Source organism: Thomasclavelia ramosa DSM 1402 (assembly GCF_014131695.1).
Lineage (GTDB): Bacteria > Bacillota_I > Bacilli_A > Erysipelotrichales > Coprobacillaceae > Thomasclavelia > Thomasclavelia ramosa.
Map to the genome: position 1 here is coordinate 317,057 of NZ_CP036346.1, position 12,542 is coordinate 329,598.

The following is a 12,542-nucleotide window of genomic DNA, read 5'->3' on the forward strand; positions in this document are numbered from 1 at the left end:
CATTTTTCTTTTAAGGAGGAAATTAAGGTGAATGGTAATAAAGTTAAAGTCATGGCACAAGGTGCGATGTTGGCATCATTATTTGGTGTACTAGGAGTTATTAATCTTTATACTGGGAGTATCTTTGATATTGTTTTAGCTTATGTTATGGTTATTGGGCTTGTATATTATACTTATTTATATGACTATCGAGCAGGATTGAGTGTTTTAGCAGTTACTTTTGTAATTTTATTTTTAGTTGGTGAATTATTTTTTACATTTTATGTTACTTTTACTTTAGTGATGGGGATATTTTATGGGTATTGTCTAAAACATGAAAAGCAGAAATGTTTTTCTAAATATGGCTTAATGATCATTTCAGCAATAAAAAACTTTTTAATTTTCTTTCTATTGGGAGGATTATTAGGAATCAATGTTTATCAAGAGGGACTTGAGATGTATAGAGAGATTATTTCGTTAATACCAATGTTAAAAAATATTCTAACACCGGAAGTATCATTTGCATTGCTGTGGATATTTCTATTTATTAGTGAATCTTACATCGTTCGCGTGTATTCAAATATAATCGTAAGCAAATTGATGAAAAGAAAGTAAAATTAATGTATAATGATATTATTCTAGAGGTGGTGAGCTAAATGACAGTAAAGATGACACGAATAAAGAATGTAGTGATTGCTTTATTATTGATTGAATTTATATTTGCTTTGATGGGATATGTATTTCTTTCTAGTAATACATCTTTAGTTCTGGCTACATATATATTTATAAAGAATGTTATTGTTCTAGGATTTATCTTTTATTCATCAAGTTTGGCTAATGAAAATAATTTAAGTGTTAGTGAAGCGTTAAATAATGAAGCTAAAAATGCCTTTATTTTTGGTGGAATCGGCCTGATTAAATATGATGAAAACCGGAATATTTCTTGGATCAGTGATTTATTTACTGAGATGAAATTAAATATTGTTGGTAAAAAATTATTAGAATGGCAACCGTTATTAGCTTCTTTATTTGAAGATGATGATATTAAGGTGATTGATATCAATTCTCGTAAATTTGAGGTTTATAATAGTAAGGAAAGCCGTTTATTATATTTAAAAGATGTAAGTGATTATGTAGGGATTAGTAAAGAGTTTGAAGATCAGCAGGTTTGTGTTGCGTATATTACGGTTGATAACTATGAAGAGTCGATTGAACAGGCTGATGAACAAACAGCTGCTTCAATTCAATCAACGACACGCCAGATCGTATTAGATTGGGCAAAAGAAAATGGAATTGTTTTGAAACGCTATAAAAGTGATGGTTATATTGCAATGTTTAACGAAAGGACTTATCGTAAACAGGTTGAAGATAAGTTTAAGATCTTGGATTATTTTAAAGAACAAGCAGAGCAGTTAGGACAAATGATGACATTATCTATTGGAATTGGACGAGGAAGTAATATTCTCCGTGAACTTGATGAGCTGGCTTTTTCTGCGCTTTCGCTGGCTTATTCTCGAGGCGGAGATCAGGCTACAGTTAAATCAAATGATGAACCAATTCGTTTCTTTGGTGGAAATAGTGAAAGCTATGAAAAATCAAATAAAATTCGTGCCCGTGTAATTGCTCAATCATTAGCGGGATTGATTCGTCAGGCTAATAATGTTTTAATTATGGGGCATAAACAATCGGATTTTGATTCTTTTGGTGCTTCAATCGCAATGTATTCAATTTGTAAAGCCTATGGGAAAAAGGCACACATCATTATTGATTATGATTCATTGGAAGAAAAGACTGGGGTAATTGCTCGGAGCCTGCGTGATGATGAACGTTATCGTGGAGTTTTTATTACACCGGCTAGAATTAATGAATTTAATCACAGTAAAACCTTGCTGGTGAATGTTGATAATCATAAACCGTCATTAGCAATCGATGCTAATGCACTTGATATAATTAAAAATAAAGTTGTAATTGATCATCATCGTCGTGGTGAGGAATTTATTGAATTACCATTGCTGACGTATTTAGAGCCGGCAGCTTCGTCAACTGTTGAGTTGATTGTAGAATTATTTGATTATCAAAAAGAAAATGTTTGTGTGACTGAACGTGAAGCGACAATCATGTATGCGGGAATGTTGATCGATACTAATTATTTTAGGACACGTGTAGGAACTAGAACATTTCAGGCTGCAGCTAAATTAAAAGAGATGCAGGCGAATGTATCAGAAGCTTATAAATATCTAGAAGATGATTATGATACGACTCTAACAAAATTGTCAATTACGCAAACAGCATATCGTTATGGTGAAAATATCTTGATTGCTTTTGGACGTCAAGATAAAATATATAGTAGAACATTGTTAGCAAAGGCTGGTAATGAGCTATTAGGTATTAGTGGAGTTAAGGCGGTATTTACAGTAGGTCGTACAGGTAAAGAAGAGGTATCTATCAGTGCACGAAGTACCCGTGATGTTAATGTGCAGTTAATTATGGAAAAATTAGGTGGAGGCGGTCATTTTTCTATGGCAGCTTGCCAATTAAAGTATGAAGATGTAACGATTGCAATTAATTTGTTAGAGGAAGCAATCAACGAATATTTAGATGAAAGGACGAATGAATAATGAAAGTTATTTTATTACAAGATGTAAAAAAAGTTGGTAAAAAAGGAGAAGTTGTTAAAGTAGCCGATGGGTATGGACAAAACTTCTTAATTAAAAACAAGTTAGCAGTTTTAGAAACAAATACAAGTCGTAAAATTGTTGAGAGTCAAAAAGAAGCAGAGCACCAACAAGATTTAGAAAATCAAGCAAAAGCTAAAGAATTAGCTAAAGAAATTGAAAGCATTACTTTAGAATTTACTTTAAAATCAGGTAAAGATGGTAAAACTTTTGGTAGCGTTTCTACTAAACAAGTAGTTGAACAATTAAGAGAAAAGTATGGTATTAAAATTGATAAAAGAAAATTTATTGATGCTCATCCAATTGGAGCATTAGGATATACTAAATTAAAAGTAGATTTATATAAAGGAATTATTGCAACAATCAATGTTCATTTAAAAGAACGATAGGAGAAATGTATGGCCAATCGAGAATATCCTCATGACATAGAGGCAGAAAGATCATTATTAGGTTCAATGCTTATTTCAAAAGATAAGTGTATTGATATCTTGAATAAAACAGTTGAAGATGATTTTTATGATGACAGTCATCAAGCAATCTTTAAGGCAATGGCTGCAATCAATGAAGAAGGCACTCCAGTAGATGTTACCACGGTAACATCTTATCTTATGGATCATAGCCAGCTAGATAAAATAGGTGGTGTTGATTATTTGCTTAGATTAAGTGAATCTGTACCAACTGTAGCGCATAGTGAATATTATTTGAAGATATTACATAATAAAGCAACATTGCGAAGAATTATTCGCGAGACAACTCAAATTGCTGAAAATGCTTATGGTGATGTTGAAAATATTGATGCTTTTATTGATGAAACTGAAAAAACGATTTTAAAAGTAACTCAAGATCGAAGTGCTGGTGAATTTAGAGATATTCGAGGGGTTATTAAAAGTGTTACGGATCGTTTAAATTTACTCCAAAAAATTGATGGAAATATATCTGGGGTAAAATCTGGGTTCCGTGATCTTGATAAGATTACATCTGGTTTTCAAAAGGGAGATCTAATTATTTTGGCTGCACGTCCAGCGATGGGGAAAACAGCCTTTGCCTTGAATCTAGCCCATAATGCAGCGTATAAAGCTGAGGAACCGGTTGCTATTTTTTCCCTGGAAATGCCTGCTGAACAGCTTGTTCAGAGGGTTATCTGTTCAATGGGGGGAATAGAAGGTTCTTCTATGAGAACAGGTGAAATTTTAAAAACAAATGCAAATAAATATTATGCCGCAGCAGAACGAGTATCTAAATGTAATATGTACATAGATGATAGTCCGGGTATTAAAATCAATGATATTGTTGCAAAAAGTCGTAAATTAAAAAGTGAGCATGGCTTAAGGATGATTGTAATCGATTATTTGCAATTGATTACAACTGCTTCTAAAAATAAAGAAAATCGACAACAAGAAGTATCTGAGATTTCAAGAACGCTAAAGGCATTAGCCAGAGAACTTGAAGTACCAGTTATTTCATTATCACAATTATCACGTTCAGTTGAACAACGACCTAATAAACGGCCGATGATGTCTGACTTAAGAGAGTCTGGGGCAATCGAGCAGGATGCCGATATTGTTTCGTTTATTTATCGTGAAGATTATTATAAAGATCCTGGAGAAGAATCAGAAGATAATGGATTAACAGAAATCATTATTGCAAAACATCGTAATGGGGCAACAGGTGAAGTTAATCTTGCTTTTGAAAAGAATTATAGCCGTTTTTCTGATTTGGCTCAAATGGGTCCAGACGGAACAAGTGAAGGCGTGCGTGATCTTAGAAGTTAAGGAGGAATTAGATGTATCATCAATACCGTGAAGGTTGGATTGAAGTAATTAGTGGATGTATGTTTGCAGGAAAAACAGAAGAGTTGATTCGACGCATCAATGTATTAAGCTATGCTAAGAAGAATATTATTGTGTTTAAGCCTAAAATAGATAATCGTTATTCTGATAGTGAGATAGTTTCTCATTCTGGTGCTAAAGTACCTTGTTTAGTAGTTGAAAAAGCCCAGGATATCTTAAAGAAAATTGAAGCTGATACCGAAGTAGTAGCAATAGATGAAGTGCAGTTTTTTGATAAAGATATCGTTGAAGTTTGTGAATATTTAGCTGATAAGGGAATTCGCGTAATGGTTGCAGGCTTAGATAAAGATTTTAGAGGTGAGTCATTTGGCGTGATGCCTGAATTATTGACTCGGGCAGAGTTTGTCACAAAGTTAACAGCGGTTTGTGCTAAATGTGGGGCCCCGGCGACAAGAACACAACGTCTAGTTAATGGTAAACCAGCAGGATTTGAAGACCCTATCGTGATGGTTGGGGCTGATGAAAGTTATGAACCAAGATGTCGTCATTGCCATCAAGTTCCTAATAAACCGCATAAATTCTAATTATGAGAGATTTTTATAGTTTGGGTTATAAAAATATAAAGAAGCAGGTTTTAATTTGGTTTTAGTGCTGTCAAGTAGACACACTGGTTAAATTCAACCTTCTTTTAAAAAGTACGGCCTAAAGCAAAATAAAGACAAGTTACGTTAGTAACTTGTCTTCGTTTTTATGATTAAAGGGAGGGTAGTTTTCTTACTACACTAATATCATAAAATAGCTAGGTGAACTGAATGTGAACTAAATAATAATATTAGAAATATTTAAAAGTTTTAAAATGTAAATAAAAGACGATGAATTCAAACAAAATTTATTTTGCTTATTTAGTATGTTTATTATATAATATGAGAGGTTTGGAGGTATAAATCATGAATGAGAGTATGTTAGATCGTTTAAAAACAATGGAGAATAGATATGAAGAATTAGGACATATGCTGATGGATCCAGATATCGGTAGCGATATTAAGAAAATGACGGAAGTTACAAAAGAACAGTCATCACTTCAAGCAGCATATGATTTATATCAAGAGTATAAAGAAGTAGAAGCTGGGATCAGCGATGCTAAAGAATTAGCTAAAGAAAGTGATCCTGAAATTAAAGAAATGGCTAAAATGGAGTTAGCGGAGTTGGAAACACGCTTACCTGAGATTATAAGCAAGTTAGAAATTGAATTAATTCCAAAGGATCCCAATGATAATAAAGATGTAATTATGGAGATTCGTGGTGCTGCTGGCGGTGATGAAGGAAATATCTTTGCAGGAGATTTATATCGGATGTATGTAAAATATGCAGAGTCTCAAGGTTGGAAAGTTGAAGTAATGGAAGCTGTTGATGCCGAAGCAGGTGGCTATTCATTAATTTCTTTCATGGTAAAGGGTGAAGATGTTTATGGTAAATTAAAATTTGAATCTGGATCTCACCGAGTACAACGGGTTCCTAAAACCGAAACGCAAGGACGTGTCCACACTTCAACAGCAACTGTTCTAGTAATGCCGGAAATGGAAGAAGTAGATGTTGAAATTAATAAAAGTGATTTAAGAATTGATACATATCGTGCTAGCGGTGCAGGAGGTCAACATATTAATAAGACTGATTCTGCAGTAAGGATTACCCATCTTCCAACTGGAATTGTGGCAGCTAGTCAAGATGGACGTTCACAACACGATAATAAAGATAAAGCAATGAAAGCTTTAGTTTCACGAATTTATGATTTTTATCAGCAACAACATGACGAACAAGTTGGTAGTGAAAGAAAGAGTAAAGTTGGGTCTGGTGATCGTGCTGAAAAAATCAGAACATATAATTATCCTCAAAATCGAGTAACTGATCATCGTATCGGTTTAACGATCCAACAATTAGATCGTATTGTTGATGGAAAATTAGATGATATTATTACAGCTTTGATTAATGAAGACCAACGTTTAAAAATGGAAGGTCAACATTAATGGCAACTGTAAAAGAGCTGATTAAATTAGCAGAAAGCAGATTAGATGATGCTAGTAAAGATGTTAATGTTGCTAAAGTGCTGTTTTATCACCTTGCTGATAAACAACCGCATGAGTTATATTTAATGTATGATGAAGAAGTCAGTTCAGAACTAGAAGCCAAGTTCTTGGCAGGTATGGAAGAATATTATCAAGGAAAACCAATTCAGTATATAAAAGGCGTAGAAAACTTTTTTGGACGTGATTTCAAAGTTAATGAAGACGTTTTGATTCCACGTTATGAGACTGAGGAATTAGTGGAAAATATTTTATATCGTATTGATGACTATTTTGCTGAATATCAAAGCATTACTCTTTGTGATGTTGGAACGGGTAGTGGGGCGATTGCAACTAGTCTTGCTTTAGAAGAACCGCGTCTAAAAGTTTTCGCAACTGATATTTCTTTAAAAGCAGTTACAGTCGCTAAAGATAATGCAAAGAATCTGGGTGCTAATATTGAATTTATGGTTGGAGATATGTTAGAGCCATTATTAGAAAATGAAATAAAGGTTGATATTTTTGTTTCTAATCCCCCATATATTCCTCAAGAACAAGAAATCGAAGCAATGGTTAAAGATAATGAACCACATGTGGCTTTATTTGGTGGTAATGATGGGCTATATTTTTATCGTAAAATATTTCAGGGAGTCGAGCCATTATTGCAGGAACGGGCTTTATTAGCATTTGAAATGGGATTTGATCAACGGGAGCTTATGGAAGCAGCTCTTCAAGAATATTTTCCTAACGATCCCCATGAAATCATTAAGGATATTAATGGAAAAGATCGTATGTTATTTATTTATCGTAATCTTAAATAAGCACCGAAAGGTGCTTTTGTTGTATAATGAAATAAAGGTGGGATATGATGATCATTAATAAGTTAAACGATATTATCAATAATAGTCAAACGAGTGATCCTAGATATATGATCTCTAGCTTTATTAAACAAAATATTCTTATAATTAATTCCTTAACTATTAAGGAAGTAGCTGATGGAAGTCATGTTTCTAAAGCCATGGTCTCGAAGTTCGTTAAAGAATTAGGTTATGATAACTTTGCTGAGTTAAAAGAAAGTTGTTCGATGTATGTCGGAAGTCTTGGATTAAAGGATCGATATTTTCAGTTAGATAGTGATTTTAGAAGTAATAGTTCAGATTTAGTTGTGCGAATGAATAATTTATTAACCAATACAGTACATCAGATCAATTATAATGATCTAGATATGCTCGTAGAAGATATTAGAAATTGTTCTTGCCTATTTTTGTTAGGTCATGGAGAGGCAAAAGGACTATGTTCAATGATCCAAATTGAATTGGATGCACTTCAAATACCGATTATTGTAGTAGATGTTGATTTTAGAAAAGAATATCGAATTGGTGATCACGCTGTATTTTTAATTATCAGTGTTAATGGTAATACACTAATGTATAATCACCGAACAATTACTAAAATATTAAAGCAAAAACAAAAGACTTGGTTAATAACTTGCAATCAAGAAATTGCTTTTGCTGGGAAAAAAATTTATGTTCCCTCTGTTGATTCTACATTGAATAAGATAAATATCCGCTTTGTGACAGATTTGATTATTGCCAGATTGCAACAAAACCAAGAGTAAATATTTTAGTTCACAGTTTGTGAACTATTAAGTATTTATTCTTTTTTTATAGTAAGGTAAGGATATAGTAAAAAGGAGGAATGAAAGATGGCTTTTTCAAAAGATTTTTTATGGGGTGGAGCAACTGCTGCTAACCAATGTGAAGGTGGATATAATGAAGGGGGACGTGGTCTTGCTAATGTTGATGTAGTACCTCATGGTAAAGACCGTTTTCCTGTTTGCTTAGGAATGAAAGAAATGCTAGATTTTGAAGAGGGATACTATTATCCCGCTCAAGTTGGAATTGATTTTTATCATCATTATCAAGAAGACATTAAACTATTTGCTGAAATGGGGTTTAAAACATTTAGACTATCGATAGGGTGGACTCGTATTTTTCCTAACGGTGATGAAAATGAACCGAATGAAGAAGGCCTAAAGTTTTATGAAAATGTTTTTAATGAATGTCATAAATATGGAATAGAGCCCTTAGTAACGATTACTCATTTTGATATGCCTATTCATTTAATTAAGAAGTACGGCGGATGGAAAAATCGTGAATTAATTGAAATGTATAAAAAATTAGTTACTGTTCTTTTTACAAGATATAAAGGTCTAGTAAAATATTGGTTAACTTTTAATGAAATCAATATGATCTTACATATGCCATTTATGGGGGCAGGACTGATGTTTAAAGAAGGCGAAGATCAAAAAGAAGCTAAATATATTGCGGCTCATAATGAATTAGTAGCAAGCGCTTGGGCTACCAAGATTGCTCATGAAATTGATTCTAATAATATGGTAGGATGTATGCTGGCTGGAGGCGAATATTATGCATATAGTTGCCATCCTGCAGATGTTTGGGCTTCTATTAATAAAAATCGGGAAAATATAATGTTTATTGATGTTCAAGCACGTGGATATTATCCAAACTATGCTTTAAAAATGTTTGAACGTGAAGGTATCAATATTGGTATTACCACAGAAGATAAAGAAATTTTAAAGAATAATCCAGTTGACTTTATTTCTTTTAGTTATTATTCATCACGTTGTATTTCAACACAAGGAAATGTTGAAAAAACTTCTGGAAATGCTTTTGAGGGAACTAAAAACCCATATTTAAAAACTAGTGAATGGGGTTGGGCAATCGATCCGTTAGGATTAAGAATCACATTAAATACTTTATATGATCGTTATCAAAAACCACTATTTATCGTTGAAAATGGTCTTGGTGCCAAAGATACAATTGGAGCTGATGGTTCAGTAAATGATGATTATCGAATTGAATATTTAAGAGAACATATAATAGAGATGGATAAGGCAATTAATGAAGATGGAGTTGAATTATTAGGCTATACACCTTGGGGATGTATTGATTTAGTGTCTGCTTCAACTGGTGAAATGTCAAAACGCTATGGATTTATCTATGTTGATCGAGATGATCAAGGGAACGGTTCATTAAAACGTTCAAAGAAAAAAAGTTTTGCCTGGTATAAAAAAGTTATTGCTTCAAATGGAACTGATTTAGATTAATTAAAAGCATTGACTCATAAAAGTCAATGTTTTTAATTTTCTAAAATTTTCTGTTTTATGTATGTTTCAATCTTAGGTAGTGGAATATTTAGAAGAAGTGATATTTCTTCATGAAAAATATTTTTGGCTGCTTTAAAATATTTTAGTTCATAATTTTGAGTCTGTTTTTTTTGGTGACGAATATAGATTGTTTTAATTAGCTTGATCCACTCAACTTCATCATATTTATCTAGTGACTTTTGGTAAAGCTCTTGTCGATATCGTTCACTAGTTATGTTTAAAGTACGAATATATGGAATTCGTTCAACAATTTCCTCCATTTCAGAAGCTGTTATAACCTTTCGGACAAGTTCGGTGATATTCGTAATGATTGTTTCATTGGTTTGCCAAGTTGTTAAAATGCAAGTGTGATTGTGAATAGCGATAATTTGATAAAGATGATTGTTTTTATGAATAATATAGTCATTAATTTTATACATAAATGCTCCTTAATTTTCTTTCAAAGTTTCTAAAATAAATGGTAAAATTTGTTCTGGCTTTAAATTGAGTGTATGACAAAATTCATCATAAAGCATTTTTTCTGCGGTTTGTAAAAAATGCTGATCTTGAACATGAAATTTTTTTCCGGCTTTTTCTTGTTTTTGTTTATTTAAATACAAAGTTTTGGTCAATTTAACTAATTGTTCATGATTCCCATGATTAATAATATCATTATATTTTTGTTTTCGAATATTTTTATCATTGATCCAGATTGTTTCATTATCTGGCATCGTCTTAATTAATTCATAAATATCTTTCTTAGATAATACTTTTCGCATTTTTGATAAAGCTTCTTCATTATCTGTTGGGACAAGAATAGTTATATGATCATCCAATGGGGTTAAAAAATAATATTGCTTATCGATATTGTTAAGTTTGCGAGTAACAATATCCTTGATCTTACAAACACCTTCACGTCCATATAAAACGGTATCGCCAATTTTGTACATATAAATTCCTCCATATAATAAAAAAGTGTAGCTGCAACTGGACTTACGTTCCGCAAACTACACGTTGAGATAATATAATTATATCATTTAAAAAAATAATTTCATGTATCAATTTTAAAATCATTATCATAAATAGATTTTAAATTCAATAGTTTTTTTAATTTTTAGGTACCTATTTATGGTACTTAGTAAGTATTTTTGTAATCGCTTTCAATGAGAAAGGGTGATAAACTAAATATATCGAGGAGGAAAGAGATATGAAGAGATTAAAGAGATTATTAGCGATGGTCGTAAGTTTCGCATTAGTAGCAACAACATATTGCACCCCATTATTTGCTGTTGATGCTCCAGATACTTATAGCTGTCAATTATATGGGGAAGTGACAGATGCGGGTGAGGTCGTATCAAAAATGGTAATTGACTATGGTGCTGCTAAAAAGGTTACAGGTGTAGGGTTAGATACATTTACTGTTCATGCTAAAGCATCAACAGAAGATATTCGTCAAGGTACACAAGATACTAGCTATGGTGATTATGATCTTGACCGTAAAATTGTTAAAGTAGAAGTTGAAGGACAATATGTAAACATCTATTTTAATCAAAGTGAAGGGGCCACTTTAGCTTATTTAAGTTCAGGTAGAAATTATCCGGCTGAATTAACTTATACGGTTACACAAAATAAGCCAGTTACTTTAACAGCTGCAGATGGTACAGTTATTAACGATTCATATACCGGTAATTATACTTGTGATAATACTGTAATAAATGCAGAAACTGCTAAATTTGAATCAGTTAAAGTAAAGGATGGAATTAATTATCAATATTATGATGCAGGTAGTGCAGATTCATTGATTGTTTGGTTCCATGGTAATGGTGAAGGTGATTATTTATCTTCTGGCAACAATGTTGCACAAATGTTAGCTAATCGTGGTACAGTTGCTTGGGCTACAGATGAGACTCAAAATATTTTTGGAGGGGCTCATGTTATGGCTTTCCAAGCACCAGATACTTGGTATTATGCACAAAATGATGGTTTATTAGAAAAAGCGTATAATGAAATTAATGAAGTAATCAAAGCTAAAAATATCGATCCTGATAAAGTGTTTGTTTCAGGATGTTCAGCTGGTGGTTATATGACAACAAGAATGTTGATTGCTTATCCAGATTTATTTGCTGCTGCAATGATCAACTGTCCTGCATTAGATGTAGCAGATGCTCGTGGTGGAGAAACTCCAACTGATGCAGAATTAGCAAGTATTAAAAATTCTGATACTGCAATTTGGTTAGTTCAAGGGAAAACAGATAGCAGTGTTAAACCAGAAGATTGCTCAATCCGTTTATTTAATGCTTTAACAGATGGACAAGAATTAATTACTTCAGAACATAAACAAGATTTAAATTCTGATTTTACAACTTCTGAAACTAAAGATGGAAAATATAAATTATCTTTATATGAAACAGTAGCAGTAACAGATCCTAGTACAGGAGCAAGTTCTAATAAATTAGAATTTGCAGAAGATTATGATCAAGATGGTGTAGCAACATTAGTTCAATATAGTGATCACTGGTCTTGGATCTATACATTAAATAACAATCCTAAAGATGCTAAAGGTGTTAGTATTATGAATTGGGCTGCTGAATATGGAAAAACAGCAGAACAACCAACACCTGCACCAGTACCAGAAACACCAGCTGATACACCTAAAACTTCAGTTAAGACTGGTGATAGTGTGAGCCTTGGATTATACGCAATAACTACATTAGCAGGACTTTGTGGAATTGCATTATTAAAAAAGAGATATAATTAAAAGTAGTGAACTTAGTTGAGAAACTAAGTTCTTTTTTGATTAAATTGTTAAATTAGACTAACTTATTATTGAAAAGATGAAAAGTAAATGTTAAAGTATGTTAGATGAATA

General features: G+C 32.5%; 12 protein-coding genes. 10 read left to right on the forward strand and 2 right to left on the reverse strand.

Annotated elements, in window-relative coordinates; all coding sequences use genetic code 11:
* The first annotated feature begins 27 nt into the window (after nt 1-27).
* The 9 genes from EYR00_RS01450 (at nt 28) to EYR00_RS01490 (ending at nt 9,634) form a co-directional block, all read left to right on the forward strand.
* A complete protein-coding gene (locus EYR00_RS01450) occupies nt 28-594 on the forward strand; it encodes a DUF2232 domain-containing protein (RefSeq protein WP_003535012.1) in 567 nt (188 codons plus the stop codon).
* Between the two features lie 41 nt (nt 595-635).
* Nucleotides 636-2,597, forward strand: a complete 1,962-nt coding sequence (locus EYR00_RS01455) for a GGDEF domain-containing protein (protein WP_003535009.1) — start codon at nt 636-638, stop codon at nt 2,595-2,597.
* Nucleotides 2,597-3,043, forward strand: a complete 447-nt coding sequence (gene rplI / locus EYR00_RS01460; RefSeq protein ID WP_003535008.1) for a 50S ribosomal protein L9 — start codon at nt 2,597-2,599, stop codon at nt 3,041-3,043. Before EYR00_RS01455 ends, rplI begins: the two co-directional genes overlap by 1 nt.
* Before the next feature lie 9 nt (nt 3,044-3,052).
* Nucleotides 3,053-4,426, forward strand: coding sequence for a replicative DNA helicase (gene dnaB / locus EYR00_RS01465; protein WP_003535006.1), 1,374 nt, complete (start codon nt 3,053-3,055; stop codon nt 4,424-4,426).
* Between the two features lie 11 nt (nt 4,427-4,437).
* Nucleotides 4,438-5,028: a thymidine kinase gene (locus EYR00_RS01470; protein WP_003535004.1), complete on the forward strand. Its 591-nt coding sequence runs from the start codon at nt 4,438-4,440 to the stop codon at nt 5,026-5,028.
* Nucleotides 5,029-5,391: 363 nt separating this feature from the next.
* Entirely contained in the window at nt 5,392-6,468 is a 1,077-nt protein-coding gene (gene prfA / locus EYR00_RS01475) for a peptide chain release factor 1 (RefSeq protein WP_003535002.1), read from the forward strand.
* The gene (prmC, locus tag EYR00_RS01480) at nt 6,468-7,325 is read left to right on the forward strand and encodes a peptide chain release factor N(5)-glutamine methyltransferase (protein WP_003535000.1); all 858 of its coding nucleotides are present in this window, start codon (nt 6,468-6,470) and stop codon (nt 7,323-7,325) included. The genes prfA and prmC overlap by 1 nt, the downstream gene beginning before the upstream one ends.
* Before the next feature lie 47 nt (nt 7,326-7,372).
* The gene (locus EYR00_RS01485; protein ID WP_020994147.1) at nt 7,373-8,122 is read left to right on the forward strand and encodes a MurR/RpiR family transcriptional regulator; all 750 of its coding nucleotides are present in this window, start codon (nt 7,373-7,375) and stop codon (nt 8,120-8,122) included.
* An 87-nt stretch (nt 8,123-8,209) separates the two neighbouring features.
* Nucleotides 8,210-9,634, forward strand: coding sequence for a 6-phospho-beta-glucosidase (locus EYR00_RS01490; RefSeq protein WP_003534996.1), 1,425 nt, complete (start codon nt 8,210-8,212; stop codon nt 9,632-9,634).
* Nucleotides 9,635-9,666: 32 nt separating this feature from the next.
* Here the strand turns inward: EYR00_RS01490 and EYR00_RS01495 are convergent, their stop codons facing one another.
* Nucleotides 9,667-10,113 (reverse strand): hypothetical protein, encoded by a 447-nt coding sequence (locus tag EYR00_RS01495; RefSeq protein WP_003534994.1) that lies wholly within the window; start codon nt 10,111-10,113, stop codon nt 9,667-9,669.
* A gap of 9 nt (nt 10,114-10,122) precedes the next feature.
* Nucleotides 10,123-10,623 carry a CarD family transcriptional regulator gene (locus EYR00_RS01500; RefSeq protein ID WP_003534992.1) on the reverse strand — a complete coding sequence of 167 codons (501 nt, stop codon included), beginning with the start codon at nt 10,621-10,623 and terminating at the stop codon, nt 10,123-10,125.
* A gap of 257 nt (nt 10,624-10,880) precedes the next feature.
* Between EYR00_RS01500 and EYR00_RS01505 the strand changes: the two genes are divergently transcribed.
* The gene (locus EYR00_RS01505; protein WP_003534990.1) at nt 10,881-12,431 is read left to right on the forward strand and encodes a prolyl oligopeptidase family serine peptidase; all 1,551 of its coding nucleotides are present in this window, start codon (nt 10,881-10,883) and stop codon (nt 12,429-12,431) included.
* Nucleotides 12,432-12,542: the final 111 nt, after the last annotated feature.